Below are 25,825 nucleotides of genomic sequence, written 5' to 3' on the forward strand. Positions count from 1 at the left end.
ACGACGATCCGGCTTGCGTCGCGCTCGAACTCCCGGCACCCAGCGGCGCATGAAATTCGGCATCGATCGGCTCCTTGCGAGCCCTGAGCTTCGGCGTCCCCTCGAAGACAGGCGCGTGGCGCTGCTCGCGCATCCGGCCTCGGTGACGGCGGACCTGACGCATTCGCTCGATGCCCTGGTCGCAACCGGGCTCAACGTCTCGGCGGTGTTCGGCCCGCAGCACGGCGTGCGCGGCGACCTGCAGGACAATATGATGGAGTCGCCGGACTATACCGATCCCACCTACGGGATGCCGGTGTTCAGCCTCTATGGCGAGGTACGCCGCCCGACCGGCCAGTCGATGGGTACGTTCGACACGATCCTGATCGACCTGCAGGACGTCGGCTGCCGGATCTACACCTTCGTGACGACGCTGCTATATGTGCTCGAGGCTGCGGCCGAGCATGGCAAGAGCGTGTGGGTGCTCGATCGGCCTAATCCGGCAGGACGGCCGGTGGAAGGCACGACGCTGCTGCCGGGCTGGGAAAGCTTTGTCGGCGCCGGGCCGATGCCGATGCGGCACGGCATGACGCTGGGCGAGATGGGTCATTGGTTCATCCAGCAGTTCAACCTCGACGTCGATTACCGGGTGATCGAGATGGAGGGCTGGCAGCCCAACGCAGCCCCCGGCTTCGGCTGGCCGCCCGAGCGTCCCTGGATCAACCCGAGCCCCAACGCCGCCAACGTCAACATGGCGCGGGCCTATGCCGGCACGGTGATGCTGGAGGGGACTTTGCTTTCCGAAGGCCGCGGCACCACGCGTCCCCTGGAATTGTTCGGCGCGCCGGACATCGATGCCAAGGCAGTGATCGCCGAGATGCGGCGCCTCGCGCCGGAGTGGCTTACGGGCTGCACGCTGCGCGACATCTGGTTCCAGCCGACCTTCCACAAGCATGTCGGCCAGCTCTGCTCGGGCGTGTTCATCCATGCCGAGGGTGGGGCCTACGACCACGCCGCCTTCCAGCCCTGGCGGCTCCAGGCGCTGGGCTTCAAGGCGATCCGCAAGCTTTATGGCGACTATCCGCTGTGGCGCGACTTCCCGTACGAATATGTCTTCGACAAGCTGGCGATCGACGTGATCAACGGCGGGACGGACCTGCGCGAATGGGTGGACGACGCGGCGGCGCTGCCGGGCGACCTGGATGTGCGGACCAAGCCGGACGAAGCGGCATGGGTAGAGGCGCGGGCGCCGCATCTGCTGTATTAACCGTCACCTTTATCCGTCATCCCCGCGAAGGCGGGGATCCAGGGTGGCAAAGCGACGTCTTTCGTGACTCTGGCTCCCCGCCTTCGCGGGGATGACGATCGGGAATTTGCTTGTCGTGCACGAACCCCTTAACCACCCCAACATGCTCGCGGGGCTCATATTCGCTGTCGAGGAGGCCGAGGGCCGTCCGGGTACGCTGATGGCGACGCTGCCGTTCGGCGGCATGACGCTGCTCGAATATCAGGCTCGGCTGCTGGTCGGCGCCGGGGCGGAGCAGGTGCTGGTCGCCGTCGGCAAGATGACGCCGGCGCTGCTCACCGCGGTCAATCGCGCCGCCAAGCGGCATGCTCGCATCGAGATCGTCCGCTCGGCCGAGGAAGCCGCTGAGAAGATCGCGCCGGGCGCGCAGGTGCTGGTGATGGCCGATGGCCTGGTCACCACCGATCCGGTGATGGACAGGATGGCGAAGGCGGGCGGCGAGGCGCTGCTCGTCACTGACGATCCGACCTCGCCCGCCGCGATCGAGCGGCTCGACATGCGCGACAGTTGGGCCGGCGTCGCGCGCATCACCGTCGAGCAGCTCGCCCAGATCGCGCAGATGCCCGAGGATTACGACTTCCAGTCGGCGCTGCTGCGCGTCGCCGCGCAATCGGGCGCCGAGCATGTCGGCCTCACCGCCGGCTGGCTCAAGGGCGGCCATGCCGTGGAGCGCAGCGTCGAGGGACTGGCCGCGCGCAACACCGGCGTGCTGGCGGCGCTGACCGAACGCCGCACCAATTGGGCGGACCGCTGGGTATTCACTCGCGCCGCGCGAATCGCGCTGCCCGAGCTGGTCGGCCGCAACGTACCCGGCTGGGCGCTGAGCGTCGCCGGCGGGGTGATCTCGGCGGGCTCGCTGATTCTCACTGCGCTGCGCTTCGAGGGGGCGGGCGCCACGGTCGCGCTGCTCGGCACCGCGACGCTGGCCACCGGCGCGGCGATGGCGGTGCTGCGCGGCGAGGACAAGCGCGCCGGGCTGCTCGAATGGGCGATCTTCGCGCTGTTCGGGTTGACGGCGATTCTCACCGGCTGGGCCGAATTCGCCAATACGGCCAGCACCACGCCACCGGTGCTCGCGCTGGTCGGCGTTGCGGCGCAGCTTCTCGTCGAGCGCGTGCCGGCCCGGGCGAAGCGCTGGTGGGCCAGCCCGTCGGCGCATCTGCTTGTTCTGGCGCCCTTTGCGCTCGCCGGATTCGCCACGATCGGCCTTGCTGCAGTTGCGATATATTCCTTCGCGACACTCGCTGCAGCAGTTGAGGGCATTCGCGAAAAAGCTTAGTCTCGTCTTAAGGACATTTCCGCTAGCTTGAGGTCGATGTCGGATAATCCCGTCGGCACGCGCGATGGCTTGGCCGTCAGCGCCCGGGAGCTGCTCGCACGTGCGGCGGCTGCGGAGCTGCGCGCCTATAAGGGTCTGATGGTCGCTGTCGAAGATTTCTTCCTGCCCGAAGAGGCACGGCTCGACGAGCATAGCCGCGCAGGCCTGGCCGCGCTGCTGCGTGGACTCGTGGAGACGGTGGAAGGCGAGATTCGCGAGCATGCCGTACGGTTGCTCACCGGGCGCGGCGAATCGGCGCTGGTCGTGGCGCTGATCGAGCCGGGCGTCTCGGTGCTGGTGCGGCTGTGGAATTCCGGCCTGCTGCGCGACGGCGACCTGATGGCCGAGCTGGTCGCGCGCGTCCGCCAGGAGATGCTGAGCACCGCGCTGCCGATGAACGCGCCGGACGATCCCGAGCGGCCCAGCCTGATCAACCGATTCGTCCAGCATCCGGACAGGGTGGTCGCCGCGAGCGCGATGGCGGTGCTGATCGCCGAAAGTCGTCGCCGGGGCAGTCCCGAAGTGGGACAATTCCAGACCGAGCTTCCCGCCGAGCTGCACCACCGATTGGTGTGGTGGACCGCGGCGGCGCTGCGCGAACGGTTCGAAGGCGCGAACGAGGCGCTCGACCGGGCGCTGTGCGACGCCGCCCAGCGCAGCCTCGCCGCCTATGACGAGGGCGACCGGCTCGAGGCCGCCGCGATGCGCTTCGCCGCGGCGATCGACGCGCAGCCGGGCGAGCTTTCCGGCATGCTGGTCGAGGCGCTGGGCGACCGGCGGATCGTGCTGTTCATCGCTTTGCTCGGCCATGCGCTGGGCGTGCCCTATGCGCTCGCCCGCGACCTGGTCCTCGACCCCGGTGCCGACCGGCTGTGGCTGGCGCTGCGCGCGCTGGAGATCGGTCGTGAAGGTGTCGCCCAGATCGGCTACGCGCTGAGCGAGGCCGATCCGCGCCGCGACCTGGAGAAATTCGCCGACACGCTCGATACCATCGCATCGATCTCGCCGGTCGAGGCGCGTGCCGCCCTGGCGCCGCTCAAGCTCGACCCCGATTATCGCGCGGCGCTTATCGCGCTCCAGCGGGGAGGGGTGAAGTGATCATCGATCCCTCGCTGCCGCTGTCGATCGCCCGGCTCGATGCCGAAGGGCGGCTGATCGATGCCGAGGCGCGGCTGTTCGAGCTCAACATGCGCGCCGGCGGCAATATCGGCGCGCCGCTTGCCGTGCCGCAGATTGCCACGCTCGCGCGGCTCTCGCAGCGGCTGGGCATCGCCATCTCGCGCAACGTCATCGCGGCGGACGGCGAGGACGATCTGGAATTGTGGGTGCGTGCCGAGCCCGAGCAGGGCGGGGTGCGCCTCGAAGTCAGCGGCTGGCGGCTGCGGCCGGGCTGGCGCGCGCCGGCGAGCGAGCCCGAGCGCGACGGGGACTTCTTCCGCTCCGCGGCCGACTGGCTGTGGGAGACCGATGCGTCGCTGCGTATCACCTTCCTCTCGATCGAGGCGGGCGCGCGCTACGGATTCGATTCGAGCGCGATGCTGGGCCAGCCGCTGACCCGCCTGTTCCGGCTCGAGCAGGACGAGGCCGGCGAGTTGCCGATCCTCACCGCGGTGGCTGCCCAGGGCAGGTTCGACGGGCAGAAGGCCGAGTTGCGCGGCACGGGTCGGATGGTCCGCCTTGCCGCCACGCCGCGCACCGATCCGGGCGGGCGCTTCGCCGGCTTTGTCGGCGCCGCACACATGCTCGACCAGGCCGTGCCCGCCGCACCCAAGGTCGATACGCCGCTGCCCCAGGCCGCCGCGCCGTTCGGCGGCTTCCCCGATTCGTTCAGCCAGCGGCTCGATCGCGCGCTGCGCGGGCCGCTCGGCAAGATCATCGCCAACGCCGATTCGATCAGCGCGCAGACCGAGGGACCGCTCAAGCCCGATTATGCGGAGTATGCCAGCGACATCGCCAATGCCGGGCGGCACCTGCTCGGGCTGGTCGATGACCTGGTCGACCTCCAGGCGATCGAGCGCGATGATTTCGAGACCGGCGACGAGCCGATCGACTTGGCGGATGTCGCGCGCCGGGCCGCCGGGCTGCTCGCGGTGCGCGCCGCCCAGGCCGAGGTGCGGATCGACCGGCCGGCGATGGACGAATTGGTCCCGGTGCACGGCGAGTTCCGCCGGGCGCTGCAGGTGCTGGTCAACCTGATCGGCAATGCGGTGCGCTATTCGCCGCCGGGCGCGATGGTGTGGATCCGGCTCGAGCGCGACGAGGGGCACGGCCATGTGATCGTCGCCGATCAGGGCAAGGGCATCGCGCAGGCCGATCAGGAGAAGATCTTCGAGAAATTCGGCCGGGTCGACCCGAGCGAGCCGGGCGGCTCGGGCCTGGGCCTCTACATCGCCCGCCGCCTTGCCCGCGCGATGGGCGGCGACCTGGTAGTGGACAGCGCGCCCGGACAGGGCGCCCGCTTCGTGTTCAGCCTGCCGATCCGCGGTGACGTTCACCAAAGCTGAAGCTTTTGCGGGCCTGATCCCGGTGGGAGGAAGGCGTGATGGCAATTCTCGACATGTTCGCGCTGATGATCGCCGCAGCGGTTCCCGCGCAGGAATATGACATGGCCGCACAGGCGGATCTGTGTGCGACCGATCCGGCGACAGTGGTGCGCCCGGACGCGCAAGGCATCACCGCCAATTATGTGTTCCAGCTCCGATCGGGGCTGACGACGCCGGTCGATGCCTTCTTCGATGCGCTGGACCGCGAGCGTTTCGCCGTGGGCACGGGGGTGCAGACCCCGAACTTCTCGCTGGTCTTCGTCCAGACCCGCCGGCCCGCGCAGGATGCAGAGCAGGTGCGCGAGGAGGTCAGGATCCTGTGCGGATTCGCCAGGGTCGCGAAGGGCAAGATGTCGTTGTTCGAACGCCTGGACGCCGAAGCCCGGGCACAGCGGGATCGGGAGCGGATGCAGCAGCCGGTGATCAGCAGCAGACTTGAGGGGCGCGTTCCCGACGAATATGCCAGCCCCGTCACGCGGGAAGAAGTCGCGGCGCTGCTGCGAAGTCCGGAAATGATGCGGGACTTCTTCGATGAGACCGACCCGGGGCTGAAGCTCGGCCGAATCCATGCATTCGGCTGCGCGCCCTTCGAAAAGGGCAGGTCCTCCTGCCGCATAGGCCTGCCCGTATATCAGCGCGGCGAGCCGGAATATATTGAGATTGAAGCAGATTTCGCACGAGATGCTGCGGGGAAGCTCCATTATGACCCGCAGCCCATCACCGTGAACTGAGACGGGGCGCCCGCCGGATCCCGGCGGACGCCCCATTGTCGCTCGCGATCGGCGCCGGTTAGCGGCGGCGGCAGATCGTCACGCGGTTGCCGTAGCGCCACTCGCGCCAGCAGACGCGGCGGTTGTGGTAATAACGGCGGTCATAGCCACGACGGCCGCGATCCCAGCCGCGATGGCGGCCACGATCCCAGCGACGGCGATCATGGTCGCGATAGCGGTCCCGGTCCCGATAGCGCCAGTCCTGCGCGGCCGGTGCCGCGGCGGCGAGCGCGATCACGCTGGTGGTCGGCACCGGCGCGGCGGCCGCCGGCGTGGCGGCGCTGGCGATGCCGACGGTGGCCAGCGCAGCCGCTGCGATCAGCTTGGCAAGGTTCATCTCAACTCTCCATTCCTCTCTCTTCCCGCACGAAGAACGATAGGGCGGCGATTGAGTCGCATTGCTGAACCCGTTGGTAGGCCAGGGTTCAGGTTGGCGCGCCCGCTCAGAGCATGAAATCGGAAGAGATGAGGCTGAACGAGCCAGTGAGCTGGATCGCGAAATCCGCGATGCCGTCGCCGTTGATGTCGCCAAACACCATCGTGTCGCTGCCCGCATAGTCGTAGCGGAGCTGCCCCGCGACGCCGCTGAACGCCGCGTTGCCGATGAAGCTGAAGGCATTGTCCGATCCGCCGGTGATCGCATCGATCGGCGACAGGTTGATCTTGTCGCCATCGGCCCGGCTGAAATCGGTGATGCGATCGACCTGCGAGGGGAGGATGCTGGCGGTGAAGTCGCCGGGGTTGAAGGCGAACTGGTCCGCCCCCGAACCGCCGGTCATGCTGTCGAGGCCGGCCCCGCCGACCAGCATGTCGGCCCCGCCACCGCCATAGAGCCAGTCGTCTCCGGCCCCGCCGAACAGGCGATTGTCGCCCGAGCCGCCGAGCAGCTGGTCATTGCCGTTCCCGGCGGAGATCAGCGTGGCGTAATTGTCGGCGCTCGTGTCGAAGACATCGTCATAGGCGGTACCGTATACGCTATCGATATGCTCGATGCTGACCAGCGTCGTGCCCAGGATCGTGCCGGTATAGCCGGCGAGCAGGGGCGCGAAGTCGCAGTTCACGCCGCCGGTCGCCAGGGTAAGGTCGAGCTTCAGCGCGTCGGTGCCGCTGCCCCCGTCGATATAATCGCCAAGCGCGCCGCTGACAAAGTCGTTGCCGCCATTGCCATAGATATAGTCGACCGCGGTATCGAGGCCGACATGATCCATCGCCTGGCCTTCGATCCAGTCGTTGCCGTCGCCGCCATAGAGCGTGTCGCTGCCGCCCCAGCCGAAGATCTGCGGTGCCGTGCCGGTGACGCTGCCGGCGGTGATCGTGTCGGCATAGTTGCTGCCATAGACGACAAAGAGCGATTCCATCGCGGTCGCCGATCCGCCGGCGATCGAGACCGTCCCGCCACTCCAGAGCCCCGAGAAGTTGATCGTCTGGCCGGCCGATGCGTTCATCAGATAGACGTAGAGGGTGTCATAGCCGGCGCCGCCATTGGCATAGTCGCCGACCGACATGAGCAGATGGTCGTCGCCATTCTCGCCGAAGAGATTGTCGGAATAGCTGTCGGTGAGCGCGCTGTGGCCGAACAGATTGTCGTTGCCATCGCCACCATAGAGCGTGTCGCCGCCATCCTGGCCGAGCAGCACGTCGTTGCCGCCATAGCCGTAGATGAAGTCGCCGCTCGCCGATCCGTAGATGGTGTCCGCGTTGTTGGTCCCGGTATAGCTGGGCATGGTTGCAACTCCCCTTTGCAGTGGCCGAATCCGTCAGGACGACGGGGCTGGGCCCGAGGGAAATTTCCAACGGATGCCGGGCGTTACAACGGGAGTTTAAACCGATCCGGAGATAGCGGTGCTCAGCGCTGCTCGCGTTCTGCCCGGCGCGCAGCCTTGCGCTCGGCGCGGGTGGGGACAAGGCGGACGCCCCCGACCAGTATCGCGCTGAGCAGCGCGATGATCCCGCCGCGGATCACCCAGGTCTGGCTGCCGATCATCGGGCTGGTGACGGGCACCTGCAGGATGCCGAGCCCCTGGAGCATGAACACCACGCCCGCGATGAAGCCGAGGATGCCGATGAGGATCAGGATGTTCTGGCGCATTCCGGCGACTCCGAGCGGATGGTCGCCGCAGCGTTAACCGAAAACGCCGCCCCCGCGAAGGCGGAGACGGCGTTCCTGGAACCGATATGGGGTTGGAAGGCGGCTCAGCGCTTGCCGACCGGCACGTAGTCGCGCTGCGTCGGGCCGGTGTAGAGCTGGCGCGGGCGGCCGATCTTCTGCTCGGGATCCGAGATCATCTCGTTCCACTGCGCGACCCAGCCGACGGTGCGGGCAAGGGCGAAGAGCGCGGTGAACATCGTGGTCGGGAAGCCGATCGCCGAGAGGATCACGCCCGAATAGAAATCGACGTTCGGGAACAGCTTCTTCTCGATGAAGTACGGATCGTTGAGCGCCATCTCCTCGAGCTGCAGCGCGACCTCGAAGACGGGATCGTTGACCTTGAGCGCGTCGAACACTTCGCGCACGGTCTTCTGCATCACGGTCGCGCGCGGATCGTAGTTCTTGTAGACGCGGTGGCCGAAGCCCATCAGGCGGAACGGATCGTTCTTGTCCTTGGCGCGGGCGATGTACTCGGGGATGCGCTCCGGACGGCCGATCTCGCGCAGCATGTTGAGCGCCGCTTCGTTGGCGCCGCCATGCGCCGGGCCCCACAGGCAGGCGATGCCGGCCGCGATGCAGGCGAACGGGTTCGCGCCCGACGAACCGGCGAGGCGCACGGTCGAGGTCGAGGCGTTCTGCTCGTGATCGGCATGGAGGATGAAGATGCGGTCCATCGCCTTCTCGACCACCGGATTCACCACATATTCTTCCGCCGGCACGCCGAAGGTCATGCGCAGGAAGTTGCCGGTGTAGCTGAGCTTGTTGTCCGGATAGAGGAACGGCTGGCCGACCGAATACTTGTAGGCCATCGCCGCGATCGTCGGCATCTTGGCGATCAGGCGGTGCGACGCGATCATGCGCTGCTTCGGATCGGTGATGTCGGTCGAGTCGTGATAGAAGGCCGAGAGCGCGCCGGCGACGCCGCACATCACCGCCATCGGGTGCGCGTCACGGCGGAAGCCGCGATAGAAGGTCGCGAGCTGCTCGTGCAGCATGGTGTGGCGGGTGATCGTGTTCTCGAACGCGTCCAGCTCGCCCTGGTCCGGCAGCTCGCCGTTCAGGAGGAGATAGGCGACTTCCATGAAGCTCGACTGCTCGGCGAGCTGGCCGATCGGATAGCCGCGGTGGAGCAGGATGCCCTCGTCGCCATCGATATAGGTCAGGCCCGATTCGCACGAAGCGGTCGAGGTGAAGCCGGGGTCATAGGTGAACTTGCCGGTCTGGCCGTAGAGCTTGCGGATGTCGATGACCTCCGGGCCGACGCTGCCCGAGAGAATCGGATATTCGACATCCTTCCCCGGAACCTGCAGCTTCGCGGTGTCGCTCATAAACGTCGTCCTTAGTCTGGGCCGAACCTGGGATCAGGCCGGCACGGTCATCTGATCTGCGATGCGAGCCAGGCTCTCTTCGCGTCCCAGCAGCGCTAGAACGTCAAAGATGCCCGGAGATGTCCGACGCCCGGTGAGTGCCGCGCGCAGAGGCTGCGCAGTCGCACCGAGCTTGACACCCGCATCTTCCGCGACGGTGCGTACCGCCGCTTCGAGCGCCTCCGTATCCCAGCTTTCCACGCCGTCAAGCGCGGCGTGCAGCTTGGACAGGAGCCCCCGCGCGTCGCCCTCTAGCAGAGCCTTGGCGCCGTCGTCCAATTCCAGTGGGCGAGTGCGAAACAGGAAGGCCGCGCCCTCCGCCAATTCGAGGAGATTCGCGGCGCGCGGCTTCAATGCGGCCATGCTGCGGCGCAGAAGATCATGCTGCGATTCCGAAAGTTCGAAACCGAGTCGCGGCGCCACGAGGTCGGCGAGCCGCTCGTCGCTGGCCGCGCGGATATAATGGCCGTTCAGGCTCTCGAGCTTCTTCAGGTCGAAGCGCGACGGGCTGCGGCCGACGCCGGACAGTTCGAACCATTCGATCGCCTGCTCGCGGCTGATGATCTCGTCATCGCCATGGCCCCAGCCGAGGCGGAGGAGGTAGTTGGACAGCGCCTCGGGCAGGATGCCGAGCTGGTCGCGATACTCGTCGACCGCCACTGCGTTCTTCCGCTTCGACATCTTGGTGCCGTCCGGATTGAAGATCAGCGGGATGTGCGCGTATTCGGGCTCGTCCCAGCCCATTGCGCGATAGATCGGCAGCTGGCGGAAGGCGTTGTTCAGGTGATCGTCGCCGCGGATCACATGGGTCACGCCCATGTCGTGATCGTCGACCACCACCGCGAGCATATAGGTCGGCGTGCCGTCCGAGCGGAGCAGGACGAGGTCGTCGAGCTCGGCATTGTTGACTGTCACCGGGCCCTGGACGTGATCCTGGATCGTCACCGCGCCTTCGCGCGGCGCCTTGAGGCGGATGACATAGGGGGCGTTGCCGCCCTCGGCCTCGTCGCGGTCGCGCCAGCGGCCGTCATAGCGCAGCGGCTGCTTGTTCGCCTTCTGCTCGGCGCGCATCGCCTCGAGCTCCTCGGCGGTGGCGAAGCACTTGTACGCATGGCCGTTGGCGAGCATCTCGCGGGCGACCTCGGCATGCCGCGCGGCGCGGGAGAATTGATAGACCTCGTCGCCGTCCCAATCGAGGTTCAGCCAGCGCATCCCGTCGAGGATCGCGGAGATCGCCTGGTCGGTCGAGCGGGCGCGATCGGTATCCTCGATGCGCAGCAGGAATTTGCCGCCGTGATGGCGGGCGAACAGCAGGTTGAACAGCGCGGTGCGCGCACCGCCGATGTGCAGGAACCCGGTAGGGGACGGTGCGAACCGCGTGACGACCTGTTTCGCACCCGTATCAGATGTTGCGCCCAACCGAGCTTGCTCCCAGAAAGTGTTTTCGATGGCCCGTTCAGCCGCCGAGGGCGCCCCTAGCACGGGGTCTGCCTCCCTTCAAATGGGGGGAGGGGCGGCATTTCGCCAGATCGGCGGCGCGATCGAGCGCTGGCTGGAGGCGGAGCGGGGACAGCTGCCGCTCTGGCTGCCGGTCGCGCTGGGGGGCGGGATCACTGCCTGGTTCCTGCTTCCCGATGCGTCGCGCTGGATCGGCTTCCTGCTCGCCTGCGCCGCGGCGGCGCTGCTCGGACTGGCCCTGCCGGGGCGGCTGGGGCGAGCGCTGCTGATCGGCGGGCTCGCCATGGCCGCGGGCTGCGCGCTGATCTGGTGGCGGGCCGAGCGCGTCACGGCACCGGTGCTGGCGCGGCCGGCGGTGGTGGAGATCAGCGGTCGCGTCGTGCGGGTCGAGCGGATGCCGGCGCGAGAGCTGGTGCGCGTGACCTTGCTGCCTGGCCGCAGCGACCTGCCGCCGCGCGTGCGGGTGAACCTGGAGGCGAAGGACGTGCCCGCGGGACTCGCGCGGGACGCGGTGGTCAAGCTGCGGGCCCGGCTGATGCCGCCCGCCGGGGCCGCGGTGCCGGGCGGCTATGATTTCGCACGCACCGCATGGTTTGCCGGACTAGGTGCTACTGGCAAGGGTTTCGATCCGGTCGAGGTGGTGACGCCGGCAAAGGCATCCGGCGCGGATCTGCGCGCGTCGCTCTCCGCACATATCCAGTCGCGAATCGAGGGGAGCGGGGGCGGCATCGCCAGCGCGCTCGCCACGGGCGACCAGGGTGCGATCGCCACCGAGGATGTCGAGGCGATGCAGCGCTCCGGCCTCGCCCATCTGCTCTCGGTGAGCGGGCTGCACGTCACTGCGGTGACGGCGGCGGCGATGCTGCTGGTACTCAAGCTGCTCGCCTTGAGCCCGACGCTCGCCTTGCGGTGGCGGTTGCCGCTGGTCGCCGCGGGGGCGGGGGCACTGGCGGCGATCGGCTATACCTGGCTCACCGGCGCCGAGGTACCGACGATCCGGTCGTGTGTCGCCGCGCTGCTCGTGCTGCTGGCGCTGAGCCTGGGGCGCGAGGCGATCACGCTGCGGCTGGTCGCGGCGGGCGCGATGATCGTGCTGCTGCTCTGGCCCGAGGCGCTGGCTGGGGCGAGCTTCCAGCTGAGTTTCGCGGCGGTGACCGCGATCGTCGCGCTGCACGAGAGCCCGCGCATGCAGGGCTGGTTCGGCAAGCGGGAGGAGGGACGTGTGGCGGCATTGCTGCGCGGCGCGGGTGTGCTGCTCGTCACCGGCTTCGCCGTCGAGCTCGCGCTGATGCCGATCGGGCTGTTCCACTTTCACCAAGCCGGGCTCTATGGCGCGCTCGCCAACATCGTCGCCATCCCGCTCACCACCTTCGTGATCATGCCGATCGAGGCGCTGGCGCTGGCACTCGACCTGGTCGGGCTGGGCGGTCCCGCCTGGTGGCTCACGGCCCGCGCGCTCGACCTGCTGCTCTGGATCGCGCGGACTACTGCGGCCGCGCCGGGTGCCGTGGCGGCCTTTCCGAGCATGCCGAACGGCGCCTTCGCGCTGATGATGGCCGGAGGGTTGTGGTTGGCATTGTGGCGGACGCGCCTGCGCTGGGCAGGCGCGGTGCCGCTGTTCGCCGGTCTCATCTGGATGCTCGCCACGCCGGCGCCCGACCTGATCGTCACCGGCGACGGCCGCCATCTGGCGATCCGCATGGCGGACGGCAGCACGGCGCTGCTGCGCGACCGGGCAGGGGACTATACCCGCGACATGCTGGCCGAGACCGGCGGCAGCGATGCCGAGCCGGTGGCGCTGTCCGAGCAGCCCGCGGCGCGGTGCAGCCTCGACAGTTGCATGATCGAGCATCGCGCCGGCAACCGGGTGTGGCGAATCGCGGCGACGCGGAGCCCTTATGTGCTGCCCTGGGCCGAGTTCACCGCCCTGTGCCGCCGCGTCGATGTGATGATCAGCGACCGGCGCTTGCCTGCGGGCTGTACGCCGCGCTGGCTCAAGCTCGACCGGCCGGCGCTGGCCCGGACGGGCGGGGTGGCAATCGCATTCGGGAGCGGGCGGGTGACGATGGTGCGCGGCGCGGGGCAGCATCCCTGGTTGAACCCGCCAAAGGTCCAGCCGCCCTATATGCCGGAAGGGGAGATTGCACCTGTCCGGACACGAAATCGCTAGCCTTTGGCGACGCCTGGCGTTCTCCTTCGTCCATGATCAGGCCCCCGAAGAAGAGCGACACGATCGAAGTGCGGCTTCCCCATGCGGTGAAGCGCGCCTTCATGGAACAGTGCCGGGCAGAGGGGCGAACCGCCAGCGACGTGGTGCGCGGCTTCGTCGAGACGCGGCTTGCCGGCGAGCCGCCGCAGCCCGGCCTGCTGCGCCGCTGGTCCCGCCCGCTTGCCGCTGCCGCGATGATCGGGGCGATCGGGCTGGCCATGCCATCGGCGGTGACCGCCGCGCCCGACTTCCGCCCTAGCTATGCCGCGTTCGACAGCAACCATGACGGGGTGCTGACCTCCGACGAGCTTGGCCCGAAGCGCGCCGAGCCAAGCATCTGGTGCGGGGAGCATCGGGTGATGGCGTTGCCGCTGCGCCGGGCTTCGATGCCCGAGGTGCGCGGGCTGCGGCCCTTCACCATCTCCGCTTCCGACTTCGCACTCGCCAAGGCGGATGCGAACGGCGACGGCAAGGTCAGCTTCGCCGAGTTCGCGGCGCACCGGCTGAAGATGTTCCGCGCCGGCTTCGACCTGCTCGACGCCAATCGCGACGGAACGCTGTCGCCGGCAGAATATGCCGCTGCCTGGAACTTGTTCCGCTTCATCGGGGAGCAGCCCGACGTCGCACCGTTCCAGGAACTCGACCGCAATGGCGACGGCAAGGTCGCCTGGACCGAGTTCCTGGCCTGAGCCTCAATACTTCCGGAGCAGCCCGGCGAGGCGGCCCTGCACGCGGACCTGGTCGGGGCGGTAGCGCTGGGGGTTGTAGTCGCGATTGGCCGGATCGAGCCGGATCATCGCGCCTTCCTTGCGGAAATACTTCAGCGTCGCCTCATTCTCGTCGATCAGCGCCACGACGATCTCGCCGTCGCGCGCCGTCTCGGTGCGGCGGATCAGGGCATAGTCGCCGTCGAGGATGCCGGCCTCGACCATCGAATCACCCGCGACTTCGAGCGCATAATGCTCGCCCGCGCCGAGCAGGGCGGCAGGGACCGGGAGCATGGCCGAATCCTGGAGCGCCTCGATCGGGGTACCGGCGGCGATGCGGCCGTGCAGCGGGATCTCGATCACGTCATTGGCCGGCGCCGGCAGCGTCGAAGGCGTGGAAGTTGACGAAGTTGATGCCACGGGGGCCCCGGTCTTGGGGGCTGCGGGCTTCTTCGCCGCTTCGCCGCCGCGCTCCGGCATGCGCAGCACTTCGAGCGCACGGGCACGGTTGGGCAGGCGGCGGATGAACTCCCGCTCCTCAAGCGCCGAGATCAGCCGATGCACACCCGATTTCGACTTGAGGTCGAGCGCCTCCTTCATTTCCTCGAACGAAGGCGACACGCCGGTCTCGGCAAGCCGGTCGGCAATAAAGCAGATGAGCTCGTGCTGCTTGCGCGTGAGCATCCCGTTTCTCCCGGTCTGGAACAGACTGGGAACGTTTTTGCAATGTTCCGCCTGCTTGTCAAGCGATGTCGAGGATTTCTGCCGAGTCGCCCGTTTTCGCCTCCGGAGCCCCTGCCGGACGCACGATCAGGCAGGTCGCGCGGGCCAGGGTGCGCAGCATCGACGAGTCCTGGATCGTCGCGGCATGGGCGCGCCCGTCGATCAGCTCGGCGCGGAGATAGTCGGCGCGGGCGCCGGTGGCGGGCAGGGGCTCGCCCAGCGGCACGGTGCGCGTCCGGGGCAGCGGATCGGCGGCCCCGGCGAGATGCGCGATCAACGGGCGGACGAACAGGATCGTCGTGGCGAACACCGACACCGGGTTGCCGGGCAGGCCGAGCACGACTGCGTCGCCCAGCCGGCCGGCCATCACCGGCTTGCCGGGGCGCAGCGCGACCTTCCAGAAGTCGATCGTCGCGCCCGCCGCCTCGAGCGCCGGGCGGACGAGATCGTGATCGCCGACCGAGGCGCCGCCGGTGGTGACGAGCAGATCGCAGTCGAGCCCGCGGAACGCTGCCTCCAGCGCGTCCTGCCGGTCGGGCAGTATGCCGAGGTCGATCAGCTCGATCGGCAGCTCGGCGAGCATCGCCGCAAGTAGCAGGCGGTTGGTCTCGGGAATCTGGTCGGAGCCGAGCGGGGTGCCGGGCGGAACCAGCTCGTCGCCGGTGGAAAGCAGCGCCACGCGCACCTTGCGGCGGACGGGCAGGGCCGCATGGCCGGCAATGGCGGCAAGCGCGAGGCGGGCGGGGGGGAGGCGCTCGCCGGCGCGGATCAGGGCATCACCCTCGACGAAATCGAGCCCGCGCGCGCGGACGCTGCTGCCGAGACGCGGCGGGCCCTCACCGGCGAGTATGAGGCGGGTGCCATCACACGCGGCTTCTTCCTGGACGAGGATCGTGTCGGTACCGGGCGGCAGCGGGGCGCCGGTGAAGATGCGCACCGCCTCACCTACTCCCGTTGCACCCGCAAAGCCGCGACCGGCGGCACTCTCGCCTATCACTTCCCAGGGGCCGGGCAGGTCGTCGAAGCGGATCGCGTAGCCGTCCATCGAGGAGAGGTCCGCGGCCGGCTGGGTCCGCAACGCGGCTATGTCCCGCGACACCCAGCGGCCCGCGGCCTCGGCGAGCGGGCACAGTTCCTCGGCAACCGGCGCGGCGAGCGCGAACAGGCGTTGCTGGGCTTCGGCGACGGGGAGGAGATCGGCCATGCCCGCTGCCTAGGGCAGGCGGACAAGCCACGCCAGTATTCGCTAGCCCGAGATCCGGCCGAGATCGCCCGCCTTGAGCGGCAGGCGGAACTCGCAAAGGAAGCGGTGGCGGTCGTCGGTCTCGATCACCGAGGCCGGACCGCCGCCGATATTGGGCAGCGAGATCCATAGCTGGGCGCCGTTGGCGAAAGGCGCGCGCGATTCGAACTCGACGAGCTGGGGCGTGATCCCGCGCAGCTTGACGTTCCACCAGCGCACGCCCTCGCGCACCCGGGCGGGGGTGTCGAGGCGGATCGCCTTCTGGTCGGGGATCAGCCCGTTCTGCTCCTGGATCACCGCGATGCGCGTGTGATGCGAAGGCTGTTGCTGGGCCTGGCGCAGCCAGGGCATCAGCACCTGCCAGGGCAAATCCTCGTCGAACGCGACGCCGGCAAAGCTGCCCTGCGACCATTTCACCAGGCCGTCGAGCGGGCGCAGGCCGTCGAAATTGATCTGGACCGCGTCGCCTTCCTGCAGCGCGATGTCGGTCTCGAAGCCGCAGCCGCCCTGGGAGAGGTTGCGGCTGCGGGTGAACTCGACCTGGTTGCCGCGGCGCACGCAGATCGTCTGGTGCAGCTCGACGCGCGGCACGCTGCGGCGCTCGGCGGGAAGGGCGGCGAGGTTGCGGGCAAGCGTGCTGATCACGTCGATCGGCGTCTCGAACAGGAAGCCGGCCGAGCCCTGCTCGGTCCAGCCGATCCGACCCGCCAGCGACTGGCCGTTGGCGAGTTCCAGATGCAGTCCTTCGGCTTCGACGATCTCGTCGTCGATCTGGAGCATTGCGCCCGCCGCGCTCAGCTTGCGGATCGAGCAGGCGAGACGCGTGGTTTCGCCGACCAGGACCGCTGCGTCGAACGCGGCATGGTCGCCTGGCTCGGGCAGCAGCTGCGCAGCCGGCGCCTCGCCCGAGAGGCTGAAAATGGTGGAGGACGCAAGTCCCTGTCGCATAAAAAGATTTTTCCCGCCCGGACCCTTTTCGATAGTGGGGTGCCGGGTCTGAAGGCGGGGTTAATCCGCAGGGTTGCGAAATCCCTAATGCGTGCCCGGAACGATCAGTCGCGGTTGGGGGCGCCGAGCGGGAAATAGGCGCGATAGGGGCGGGCTTCCTCGACGCAGCGGGCGACCGAGGGGCGGGCGAGCAGCCGGGCACGATAGGCGCGCAGATTGGCGAGCGTCTCCGGAATCGGGCGCACCCAATCGGCATAGAAGAGCGAAGGCGCGGCGGCGCAATCGGCCAGGGTGAAGCTGTCGCCCACGGCCCATTCGCGGCCCTCCAGATGGCCGTCGAGCCAGGCATAGACCTTGTCGAGCCGGGCCATCGCCTCGTCGAGGCCGATCGGATCGCGGCGTTCCTCGGGCAGCAGCGAATTGAGCACGGGCTTCTGCATCGTGCCCATGACGTAATTGTCGAAGATCCGGTCGAACATCCGCGCCTGCACCGCGAGATCGGGATCGGCCGGGATCAGTTGCACCGGGCCGGGATGATGGACGTGGAGATATTCGATGATCGCCGTCGCCTCGAGCACGGTGCGATCGCCTTCGACCAGGACCGGGAAGAGCTTGAGCGGCCAGCGCGCTTCCAGTTCGGCGCTGGCTTCGGGATCCTCGAGATTGCGGAAGGTGAAGGCGGTGCCGTTCTCGTAGAGTGGGATCAGGCCCTTCCAGGTGTAGGACGAGAAGGGGTGGCCGAAGAGCTGAAGGGTCATGGCATCCTCAATAGTTAGGTTATAAACTAACTATTATGATTTGGCGGAGGTGTCACGCGATTCTTCACAACCCTCCGTCATCCCCGCGCAGGCGGGGATCCAGGGCAACAGAGTTGTTCGGTATTTGGCTCTGGATCCCCGCCTGCGCGGGGATGACGATCAGGGTGCTCGGGCCACCCAGTCGCCCGATTTGCCGCCCTTCTTGGAGAGCAGGCGGATCTCGCCGATGGTCATGCCCTTATCGAGCGCCTTGGCCATGTCGTAGAGGGTGAGCAAGGCGGTGGAGACGGCGGTCAGCGCCTCCATCTCGACGCCGGTCTGCGCCTCCGTCGCGGCGGTGGCGGTGACGGTGACGCCGGTCTCGTCGGGCGCGAGATCGACCGAGACTTTGGTCAGCGGCAGCGGGTGGCAGAGCGGGATCAGCTCGGCGGTGCGCTTGGCGGCCATGATCCCGGCGATCCGCGCGGTGGCGAGCACGTCGCCCTTCTTCACCGCACCCGCGCGGATCGCGGCAGCGGCTTCGGCGGACATGGTGATCCGGCCGCAGGCCACGGCCTCGCGCGCGGTGACCGCCTTGCCCGCGACATCGACCATGCGCGCGGCGCCGGTTTCGTCGAGATGGGTAAGGTCGGTCAATTCCCTCTCCCCTTGTGGGAGAGGGAGGGAGCAGACGAAGTCGGCGGAAGGGTGAGGGGGAGTGAGACCCACATCCCCCTCATCCTACCAGCGCCCGGGTTGCGGCCTCGACATCGTCCTGCCGCATGAGGGACTCGCCGACCAGGAAGCAGCGGATATCGTGCGCGGCCATCGCATCGAGGTCGGCGCGGCTGTTCAGGCCCGACTCCGCCACGAAGGTGCAGTCCTTCGGCGCCTGGCCGACCAGGTCGTAGGTCTTCTGGACATCGACCTCGAAGGTTTTGAGATTGCGGTTGTTCACCCCGATCAGCCGCGAGCGCAGCTTCAGCGCGCGCTCCAGTTCCTCGGCGTCGTGGACCTCGACCAGCACGTCCATGCCGAGGCCGAGCGCGGCGTCCTCGATCTCGGCCATCTGCGCGTCTTCCAGCGCGGCGACGATGATCAGGATCGCGTCCGCCCCGATCGCACGCGATTCGAGTGCCTGCCAGGGATCGACCATGAAGTCCTTGCGGATCACCGGCAGGTCGCAGGCGGCGCGCGCGGCGATCAGATAGTCTTCGTGCCCCTGGAAATACTCCAGGTCGGTCAGCACCGAGAGGCAGGCGGCGCCGCCGGCCTGATAGGCGCGGGCATGGGCCGGGGGATCGAAATCGGCACGGATCAGGCCCTTGGACGGGCTGGCCTTCTTGATCTCGGCGATCAGGCCATAGCCGCCGGCCGCGGCCTTGGCGTCGAGCGCGGCCTTGAAGCCGCGCGGCGGCGTGCGGGTGAGGGCGAGCGCGTGTAGGTCGCTCACCGGGGTCGCCTTGCGGCGAGTAGCGACTTCGCCATGCTTGGTGGCGATGATGGTATCGAGGATGGTGCTCATCAAAAGGCGATCCAGCAGTCGAGCAGCGCCTTGGCAAGGCCCTTGTCGATCGTCTCGGCCGCTTCCTCGGCGCCTTCGCGCAGATCGGCGGCCTCGCCGGCGATGACGAGCGCGGCGGCGGCGTTGAGCAGCACCGCGTCGCGATAGGGACCCGGCTCGCCCTCGAGCAGGCGGCGCAGCGCCAGCGCGTTGTATTCCGGGCCGCCGCCGCGGATCGCGCTGAGCGGATGGCGGGGCAGGCCGGCATCCTCGGGAGTGATCCGCGAAGGGAGCCCCGAGCTGCCGACGCTCACCACCACGCTGGCATGCTCGGTCGAGAGCTCGTCCAGCCCTTCCTCGCCCGAGACGATCGCGGCGGCTTCGACGCCGAGCTGCTCCAGCGCCTCGGCATAGATCGGGGCATAGTCGGGGCGGGCGATGCCGATCAGCTGGCGGCGGACATGTGCCGGATTGGCGAGCGGGCCCATCAGGTTGAAGATGGTGCGGCGGCCGATGCGGCGGCGCAGCGGCCCGATCCGCGCCATCGAGGGATGGTGCGCCTGGGCGAAGAGAAAGGCGATGCCGAGCTCGTGCAGGCTCTCCTCGGCCCGCGCGCCGGCCCGGTCGAGATCGAGGCCGAGCGCCTCCAGCGTGTCCGCTGCGCCCGATTTGGACGAGGCGGCGCGGTTGCCATGCTTGGCGACCGGCACGCCGGCGGCGGCCACGACCAGGCTCACCGCGGTCGAGACGTTGAGCGTGTGATGCCCGTCGCCGCCGGTGCCGCACACGTCGATCGCGCCTTCGGGGGCAGTGACCGGGATCAGCCGCGCGCGCATCGCCCGGGCGGCCTCGGCGATCTCGATGCTGGTCTCGCCGCGCACCGACAGGTCGATCAGGAAGCGCTCGATCTCCGGCTCGGGGACATTGCCGTCGAGGATGTCGGCAAAGGCCTGGGCGGCGGACTCGCGCGTGAGCGGGCTCGCGGGATCGGGGAGGAGAGTGAAGGTCGTCACGCGGGCCTCTATCGAATTCGGATAACCCGAAGTCGAGCAAATCCTGCTTTAGCCCGCCTCGATCAGCCGCCGCCCTTCCGGGCTGATCGCCAGGTCGCGCCAGTCGAGTTCCTCCTGGAGCTGCTCGTACAGGTCCTGGCCGATCACGTCGCTGTCGCGCAGCTCGTCGAGCTTGTCGCGCTGGGCGGCGATGGCCGCGAGGCGGAGGCGCTGGCGGGCGTCGAATTCGGGGCAGATATTGTCGGCGCCGTTGCGGTCGATCTCGAACTGGCGCCGGGTCTCGTCGGCGACCTTGCCCTGCTCGCCTTCCAGCGCGGCGAGTGCTGCCTCGGCAAGCTTGCGACGGGCCTTGTCGAGCAGTTCCTCGCCATCGCCCTTGCCGGCCAGCCCGAGCAGCCGGATCAGCGGCGAGAGGGTGAGACCCTGCAGCACCAGAGTCGCCAGCACCACGGCGAAGGCGGACAGGACGATCAGGTCGCGCTGGGGGAAGTCATGCGGCAGCGCCATGGCGGTGGCGAGCGTCACCAGCCCGCGCATCCCGCACCAGCCGACCACCACGCTCTGGGCGAAGCTCACCGGCTTCGCATCGCCGCGCAGCATCGGAAAGGTGCGGACGAGGATGTTGTACCCCACCGACCAGGCCATGCGCGTGGCGATCACCCCGAGCACCACCAGCCCCGCGAAGCGCGCCGCGTCGCCCAGCCGGTCGGCGCCCATGCCCGCGACGATCTGGCGCACCTGCATGCCCATCAGCAGGAAGGCGACGACGTTGAGCACGAACACCGCCACGCCCCACACCGCGAAGGACTGGACGCGGTTGCGCGCGTTGATCGGCACCGCGGGCGAATTGGCGACGTACATCGCGCAGGTCACCACGCAGAGCACGGCGGACAGGCCGAGCCGCTCCGCCAGGATCCAGGCGATGAAGGTGTTGACGAACTCGAACAGGTTGCCGCCGAACGAGCCGCGGGTGAAGGGCATCACCTTGCCCATCGCCCAGCCGCAGAACAGGCCGAGCGCGATACCGCCGGGCACCGCGAGGCTGAGGCGGGTGGCGACCATCGCGTCGATCCCGCCATGGCTCTGCACCGCCAGCGCGGCCCCGAACAGGAGCAGGGCGGTGGCATCGTTGAGCAGGCTCTCGCCGGTGAGCACCTGGACGGTGCCGCGCGGCAGCTTGGCCGATTGCAGCACGGTGGTGGCCGCGGCGGCATCGGGCGGAGCGACGATGGCGCCGAGCGCGATCGCGGCGGCGATCGGCAGGCCGGCGAAATGCCAGCCGATCCAGGCGACCACCGCGGTGGTGATAAGCACCGCGACCACCGCTAGCGCGATCAGCGGGCGCCACAGCCGGCGGATCGCCGACAGCGGGAAGTCGAAGGCGGCATCGAGCAGCACCGGGGCGATGAACAGCGCCATCGCGGTATGGCCGTCCAGCGTGATGTCGGGCGCGCCGGGGATCAGCGCGACGACCACGCCGGCGGCGGCGAGCATCGTCGGATAGGGAATCGGCGTGCGCCGCGACACCTGCAGCAGCAGGACCGCCAGCGCGAGCAGCGCGACGAGGCTCTCGAAGAAGCTCATCCGCGGAGGCTAGCGGGTAAAACCCTCTCCCGTCTACGGGAGAGGGTGGCGAGGCGAAGCCGAGCCGGGTGAGGGGCAGCGGACCAGGCTTGGCGCTTCCGCGTTCACCCTCACCCTTCCGCCGACTTTGTCGGCTCCCTCCCTCTCCCTTGGAAGGGAGAGGGAATCAGTTCGCATTCCCTGGCTGCACGGCCCTCGGCCCATCCTCCGGCCCATCCAAGCCGCGCGGCCCGTGGTGCCGCCCATGCGGCGGTGGCGGCGGGATCTCGCCGACGATCAGCTTGCCGTCGTGATTGGTGTCGAGCTTGTCGAAGCGGGCATTGGCCGCCGCGATCCATTCGGCGCGGGTGATCGTGCCGTCGCCATTGGCATCGGCGCGGGCGAAGCGGCCCAGCCCGCCATGGTCCATGCCGGCAAAGGCGATGCCGCCCGCGGCCACCGTGACCAGCACCCCCGCCAGCGTCGCGGCGACCAGCTGCAGCTTGTGGTTCATTGCAGTCTCCATCCGGCCCGGGATCGGGCCATGCCGGAGAAATGGCGGCGAGAGGTCGCGCGGCTATGTCACCGCGCGACCGAAATTGTCGCAAAGCTTTGCAGGTTCAGGCGCCCTGGCAGATTCAGGCCAGCGCGTGCGCCTCGATCCCGGCGAGCCTGAGGAAGTTGGCCAGCATCGCATGGCCATGCTCGGTGGCGATGCTCTCCGGATGGAACTGCACGCCGTGGATCGGCAGCTCCTTGTGCCGGAAACCCATCACGTGCGCGTCATCGGCAGTGGCGTTGACGGCCAGATCGTCGGGAATGTCGGTGACGATCAGCGAGTGATAGCGTGTCGCGGTGAAGGGCGAGGGGAGCCCCTCGAACAGGCCGGTCCCGTCATGGCTCACCGGGCTGGTCTTGCCGTGCATCAGCCCGCCGCGCACCACCGAGCCGCCGAAATGCTGGCCGATCGCCTGATGGCCCAGGCACACGCCGAGAAGAGGCTTCTTCAGGTCGGCGCAGGCGGCGACCAGGTCGAGGCTGATCCCCGCCTCGTTGGGGGTGCAGGGGCCGGGCGAGATCAGGAAGGCCTGGGCATTGCTGGCGACCGCGTCGCGCGCGCTGAGCGCATCGTTGCGCACCACCTGCACTTCGGTGCCCAGCTCCATCAGATAGTGGACCAGGTTCCAGGTGAAGCTGTCGTAATTGTCGATGACGAGGATCATGGCGAAAGCCTTAGCTGGCCTATTCTTCTTCGTCATCCCCGCGAAGGCGGGGAATCCAGGGTAACAAGGCGACGCCCTGCTTGGCTCTGGATCCCCGCCTGCGCGGGGATCACGGGAAGGGAGTGGAGTGACGGTCAATTCTTGCGCTGCAGCGCCACCACGATCGGCCCGATCGGCGCACCGCCGTCGAGCCGGTCCGAGACGGGGTCCCAGAGGCGCGAGACGGCGCCGTCGAGATAGAGCGCATCGGGTGCGGCGAGCTTGTCGCGGAACAGGCGGGCGAAGCGGCCGAACGAGACGGCCTCGTTGCTGATCGCGAACCAGGCGCTGCCGTTCAGCCCGACACCCACCGCGTTGCGGATCTGGAGCGAGGTGCCGTTCTCGGCCAGCCTGGGGTGGAGCTTGCCGTTGATCAGCAGCATCGGACCGGACTGGGTGGCGAAGCGGACATGATCGGGCTTGTTGGCGGCGAAATCATCGGTGGTGGCGACGTGCCAGCCCTTGGCGTCGCCCCAGAATACGCCGTTCGGCTGCATGTGGAAATTGCCCGGGCCAGGCCGGCGGTTGAGCGATTTCTGCTCGGCCCCGTCCTCGACATAATAGCCGATCGGCAGACCGGCCGCGTCGAACATGCCGGCGTTCATCGCGAAGGCGATGCGCGGATAGCGCTCGCCCAGCCGCGGCTGGAGCCCGGTGAAGTCGCGCATCGGGCGTCCGTCGGCGCCCTTGTCGACCAGCATCAGGTCGTGCTTCTGCGGATCGGCGCGGCAGACGGTGAAGCTGGTGCCCTCGAAGCTGATCTTGCGGCAGGCGTCATCGACGCCCCCGTTGGAGGCGCAGGCGGTCAGAGTCAGGAAGGCGCCGGCAACGGCGATCGGCCGGATCATGGCTGCCACTTAGGATGAAAAGGCGTTCACGCAAGCCATGCCCGTGCCTTGGGCTTGCCACAGTGGGGCGGCACGTCCAGCGGCGAGGGGCGTTGTTACGCCAGAAGGAGTGTTCATGATCGTTCGTTTGCTCGTCGCTGCCGCGCTGCTCGCCGGTCCCGCCATCGCGCAGGACAGCAAGCAGTCCCAGGATGCCGACCAGAGCGGCCCGCCCAAGCGGGTGCGCAGCATCCTGCTCTACGGCCAGGAGGAATGCCCCAAGCCGCAGAACGAGGACGAGATCGTGGTCTGCGCCAATGGCGGCGAATCGCCCTATCGCATCCCCAAGGAATTCCGGAACCAGCGCAAGGACGATGCCGCGTCGCAGGCCTGGACCAACCGGGTCGAGATGGTCGAGGAAGTCAATCGCGCCGGCCTGCCGAACAGCTGCTCGCCGGTGGGCACCGGCGGCCAGACCGGCTGCACCCGCGCCGCGATCCGCCAATGGTATCAGGAGCGCCTGGAGCAGAAGGCCAAGGACGCCGCGATTCCTTGAGGTCCTAGCTCCTCCCTCGCGAAGCGGGGAGGGGGACCGCTCGCGAAGCGAGTGGTGGAGGGGGCTTGGCCGCGAGCGGATCGCTTGCCGAACCGCCCCCTCCGTCGCGCTGCGCGCGCCACCTCCTCCGCTGCGCGAGGGAGGATTTAACTGGCTATTGCCCGAAGCCCGCTTCCCCGGCCTGCCGCACCGCTTCGCGCGCAGCCGCGAACAGCGCCCCCGCCTTGGCCTCGCACTCCCGCTGCTCATATTCCGGCACGCTGTCCGCGACGATCCCCGCGCCGGCCTGGACGTGCATCACCCCGTCCTTCACCAGCGCGGTGCGCAGCACGATGCAGCTGTCCATCGAACCGTCGGGCGAGAAATAGCCGACGCCGCCGGCATAGGGCCCGCGCGTCTCCTGCTCGAGCTCGGCGATGATCTCGCACGCCCGCACCTTGGGTGCGCCGCTCACCGTGCCGGCCGGGAAGCCCGCGAACAGCGCGTCGAGCGCGTCCTTCCCCGGCGCCAGCTTGCCGACCACGTTCGAGACGATGTGCATGACGTGGCTGTAGAACTCGACCGTGTAGCTGTCGGTCACCTTCACGCTGCCCGCTTCCGCCACCCGGCCGACATCGTTGCGGCCCAGGTCGAGCAGCATCAGATGCTCGGCGCATTCCTTCGGATCGGCGAGCAGGCTGGCGCGGTTCTCCTCGTCCTCCGCCGCGGTCTTGCCGCGCGGACGGGTGCCGGCGATGGGCCGGATCGTGACTTCGTTGTCGCGCACCCGCACCAGGATCTCGGGGCTCGATCCGGTCAGCGCGAAGCCGGGAAGGTCGAGATGGTAGAGGAAAGGCGAGGGGTTGATCCGCCGCAGCGCGCGATACAGCTCGAAGGGCGGTAGCGCGAACGGGGTGGTGAAGCGCTGGGCCAGCACCACCTGGAAGATGTCGCCGGCGGAGATATACTCCTTCGCCGCCGCGACCATCTCGCCATAGCGGCCGGGGCGCAGCGCCGGGGTGAGCTCCACCGCTGCCGGCTCGGCGCGCACCGGTGCGGGCAGGGGGGCGCTGGCGAGCTGGGCCGCCACCGCCTCGATCCGCTCGGCGGACAGGTCGACATCGCCGTCAGGCCATACCGGCGCGACGAGGAACAGCGCATCGGCGAGCCGGTCGAACACCAGCACCACCGTCGGGCGCACGAACATCATGTCGGGCACGCCGATCGGGTTCTCGGGCGGGCGCGGCAGCTTCTCGACCAGCCCGACCGTCTCGTAGCTGAAATAGCCGACCAGGCAGGCGAGCGCCTTGGGCAGCTCGGGCGGCACCTCGGTGCGGCAGCGCCCGGCCAGCGCCCGCAGCGCGTCGAGCGCGGGCTCGGCGCACGGCTTGAAGGCGTGACGGTCGGTCAGCCATTCGGCGTTGATCGCCGCTTCGTTGCCGGTCGCCCGGAAGACCAGGTCGGGGGCGAGGCCGATCAGGCTGTGGCGCCCGCGGACCGATCCGCCCTCGACCGATTCGAGCAGGAAATCGCCGCGGCCCGGCTCGATCAGCTTCAGCGCGGCGGCGACCGGGGTCTCCGTGTCCGCGATCTGGCGCCGCCAGAGCAGCGCCGGCCGCCCGGCGGCATTTGCCGCGCGGGCGGCTTCCAGACCCTCGATCACG

General features: G+C 68.6%; 25 protein-coding genes. 8 read left to right on the forward strand and 17 right to left on the reverse strand.

From position 1 onward, the window contains the following. The first annotated feature begins 49 nt into the window (after positions 1–49). From ACEN8G_RS07435 to ACEN8G_RS07455, 5 genes are all read left to right on the forward strand, one after another. Positions 50–1,246 carry an exo-beta-N-acetylmuramidase NamZ domain-containing protein gene (locus ACEN8G_RS07435; RefSeq protein WP_413416022.1) on the forward strand — a complete coding sequence of 399 codons (1,197 nt, stop codon included), beginning with the start codon at positions 50–52 and terminating at the stop codon, positions 1,244–1,246. A gap of 142 nt (positions 1,247–1,388) precedes the next feature. Beyond that, positions 1,389–2,564, forward strand: coding sequence for a hypothetical protein (locus ACEN8G_RS07440; protein ID WP_413416021.1), 1,176 nt, complete (start codon positions 1,389–1,391; stop codon positions 2,562–2,564). Between the two features lie 36 nt (positions 2,565–2,600). Beyond that, positions 2,601–3,701 (forward strand): DUF2336 domain-containing protein, encoded by a 1,101-nt coding sequence (locus ACEN8G_RS07445; protein WP_413416020.1) that lies wholly within the window; start codon positions 2,601–2,603, stop codon positions 3,699–3,701. Then, on the forward strand, positions 3,701–5,107 hold the full coding sequence (locus ACEN8G_RS07450) for an ATP-binding protein (RefSeq protein WP_413416033.1): 1,407 nt from the start codon (positions 3,701–3,703) through the stop codon (positions 5,105–5,107). The genes ACEN8G_RS07445 and ACEN8G_RS07450 overlap by 1 nt, the downstream gene beginning before the upstream one ends. Positions 5,108–5,145: 38 nt before the next feature. After that, a complete protein-coding gene (locus tag ACEN8G_RS07455) occupies positions 5,146–5,877 on the forward strand; it encodes a hypothetical protein (RefSeq protein WP_413416019.1) in 732 nt (243 codons plus the stop codon). 58 nt (positions 5,878–5,935) lie between these two features. Here ACEN8G_RS07455 and ACEN8G_RS07460 read toward each other — a convergent pair whose 3' ends face one another. The 5 genes from ACEN8G_RS07460 to gltX all read right to left on the reverse strand — a co-directional run bounded on the left by ACEN8G_RS07460 (position 5,936) and on the right by gltX (position 10,851). Continuing rightward, positions 5,936–6,253: a hypothetical protein gene (locus ACEN8G_RS07460; protein ID WP_413416018.1), complete on the reverse strand. Its 318-nt coding sequence runs from the start codon at positions 6,251–6,253 to the stop codon at positions 5,936–5,938. 106 nt (positions 6,254–6,359) lie between these two features. Beyond that, a complete protein-coding gene (locus tag ACEN8G_RS07465) occupies positions 6,360–7,640 on the reverse strand; it encodes a calcium-binding protein (protein WP_413416017.1) in 1,281 nt (426 codons plus the stop codon). Positions 7,641–7,762: 122 nt separating this feature from the next. Further along, on the reverse strand, positions 7,763–8,005 hold the full coding sequence (locus ACEN8G_RS07470) for a hypothetical protein (RefSeq protein WP_413416016.1): 243 nt from the start codon (positions 8,003–8,005) through the stop codon (positions 7,763–7,765). Positions 8,006–8,109: 104 nt separating this feature from the next. After that, positions 8,110–9,393 (reverse strand): citrate synthase, encoded by a 1,284-nt coding sequence (locus tag ACEN8G_RS07475; protein ID WP_413416015.1) that lies wholly within the window; start codon positions 9,391–9,393, stop codon positions 8,110–8,112. A gap of 33 nt (positions 9,394–9,426) precedes the next feature. Then, a complete protein-coding gene (gene gltX, locus ACEN8G_RS07480; RefSeq protein ID WP_413416014.1) occupies positions 9,427–10,851 on the reverse strand; it encodes a glutamate--tRNA ligase in 1,425 nt (474 codons plus the stop codon). Between the two features lie 82 nt (positions 10,852–10,933). Here gltX and ACEN8G_RS07485 point away from each other — a divergent pair, with 82 nt between their 5' ends. Together ACEN8G_RS07485 and ACEN8G_RS07490 are read left to right on the forward strand one after the other, a co-directional pair. After that, positions 10,934–13,060, forward strand: a complete 2,127-nt coding sequence (locus ACEN8G_RS07485; protein WP_413416013.1) for a ComEC/Rec2 family competence protein — start codon at positions 10,934–10,936, stop codon at positions 13,058–13,060. Between the two features lie 32 nt (positions 13,061–13,092). After that, positions 13,093–13,788, forward strand: a complete 696-nt coding sequence (locus ACEN8G_RS07490) for an EF-hand domain-containing protein (protein WP_413416012.1) — start codon at positions 13,093–13,095, stop codon at positions 13,786–13,788. Positions 13,789–13,791: 3 nt separating this feature from the next. Here the strand turns inward: ACEN8G_RS07490 and lexA are convergent, their stop codons facing one another. The 11 genes from lexA to ACEN8G_RS07545 all read right to left on the reverse strand — a co-directional run bounded on the left by lexA (position 13,792) and on the right by ACEN8G_RS07545 (position 23,647). Further along, positions 13,792–14,490 carry a transcriptional repressor LexA gene (gene lexA / locus ACEN8G_RS07495; protein ID WP_413416011.1) on the reverse strand — a complete coding sequence of 233 codons (699 nt, stop codon included), beginning with the start codon at positions 14,488–14,490 and terminating at the stop codon, positions 13,792–13,794. 58 nt (positions 14,491–14,548) lie between these two features. After that, on the reverse strand, positions 14,549–15,733 hold the full coding sequence (locus ACEN8G_RS07500) for a molybdopterin molybdotransferase MoeA (protein WP_413416010.1): 1,185 nt from the start codon (positions 15,731–15,733) through the stop codon (positions 14,549–14,551). A 42-nt stretch (positions 15,734–15,775) separates the two neighbouring features. Beyond that, positions 15,776–16,720 carry a PilZ domain-containing protein gene (locus tag ACEN8G_RS07505; protein ID WP_413416009.1) on the reverse strand — a complete coding sequence of 315 codons (945 nt, stop codon included), beginning with the start codon at positions 16,718–16,720 and terminating at the stop codon, positions 15,776–15,778. A 104-nt stretch (positions 16,721–16,824) separates the two neighbouring features. Next, positions 16,825–17,478 (reverse strand): glutathione S-transferase family protein, encoded by a 654-nt coding sequence (locus ACEN8G_RS07510; RefSeq protein ID WP_413416008.1) that lies wholly within the window; start codon positions 17,476–17,478, stop codon positions 16,825–16,827. A 159-nt stretch (positions 17,479–17,637) separates the two neighbouring features. Next, complete coding sequence (moaC, locus tag ACEN8G_RS07515; RefSeq protein WP_413416281.1) at positions 17,638–18,114, reverse strand: cyclic pyranopterin monophosphate synthase MoaC; 477 nt, start codon at positions 18,112–18,114, stop codon at positions 17,638–17,640. A gap of 79 nt (positions 18,115–18,193) precedes the next feature. Beyond that, positions 18,194–18,982, reverse strand: coding sequence for an indole-3-glycerol phosphate synthase TrpC (trpC, locus tag ACEN8G_RS07520; RefSeq protein ID WP_413416280.1), 789 nt, complete (start codon positions 18,980–18,982; stop codon positions 18,194–18,196). After that, positions 18,982–19,974, reverse strand: coding sequence for an anthranilate phosphoribosyltransferase (gene trpD / locus ACEN8G_RS07525; RefSeq protein ID WP_413416279.1), 993 nt, complete (start codon positions 19,972–19,974; stop codon positions 18,982–18,984). The genes trpC and trpD overlap by 1 nt, the downstream gene beginning before the upstream one ends. Before the next feature lie 48 nt (positions 19,975–20,022). Beyond that, on the reverse strand, positions 20,023–21,558 hold the full coding sequence (locus ACEN8G_RS07530) for a cation:proton antiporter (RefSeq protein ID WP_413416278.1): 1,536 nt from the start codon (positions 21,556–21,558) through the stop codon (positions 20,023–20,025). Positions 21,559–21,724: 166 nt separating this feature from the next. Next, positions 21,725–22,051, reverse strand: a complete 327-nt coding sequence (locus tag ACEN8G_RS07535; protein ID WP_413416277.1) for a hypothetical protein — start codon at positions 22,049–22,051, stop codon at positions 21,725–21,727. 124 nt (positions 22,052–22,175) lie between these two features. Then, on the reverse strand, positions 22,176–22,760 hold the full coding sequence (locus tag ACEN8G_RS07540) for an anthranilate synthase component II (RefSeq protein ID WP_307118798.1): 585 nt from the start codon (positions 22,758–22,760) through the stop codon (positions 22,176–22,178). A gap of 134 nt (positions 22,761–22,894) precedes the next feature. Next, on the reverse strand, positions 22,895–23,647 hold the full coding sequence (locus tag ACEN8G_RS07545; RefSeq protein WP_413416276.1) for a phosphodiester glycosidase family protein: 753 nt from the start codon (positions 23,645–23,647) through the stop codon (positions 22,895–22,897). A 115-nt stretch (positions 23,648–23,762) separates the two neighbouring features. Here ACEN8G_RS07545 and ACEN8G_RS07550 point away from each other — a divergent pair, with 115 nt between their 5' ends. Then, complete coding sequence (locus tag ACEN8G_RS07550) at positions 23,763–24,182, forward strand: hypothetical protein (protein WP_307118800.1); 420 nt, start codon at positions 23,763–23,765, stop codon at positions 24,180–24,182. Between the two features lie 154 nt (positions 24,183–24,336). Here ACEN8G_RS07550 and trpE read toward each other — a convergent pair whose 3' ends face one another. Then, positions 24,337–25,821 carry an anthranilate synthase component I gene (gene trpE / locus ACEN8G_RS07555; RefSeq protein WP_413416282.1) on the reverse strand — a complete coding sequence of 495 codons (1,485 nt, stop codon included), beginning with the start codon at positions 25,819–25,821 and terminating at the stop codon, positions 24,337–24,339. Positions 25,822–25,825 lie beyond the last annotated feature (4 nt).

Origin of the sequence: Sphingomonas sp. Sphisp66 (assembly GCF_047324325.1) — a bacterium.
Classification (GTDB): domain Bacteria; phylum Pseudomonadota; class Alphaproteobacteria; order Sphingomonadales; family Sphingomonadaceae; genus Sphingomonas.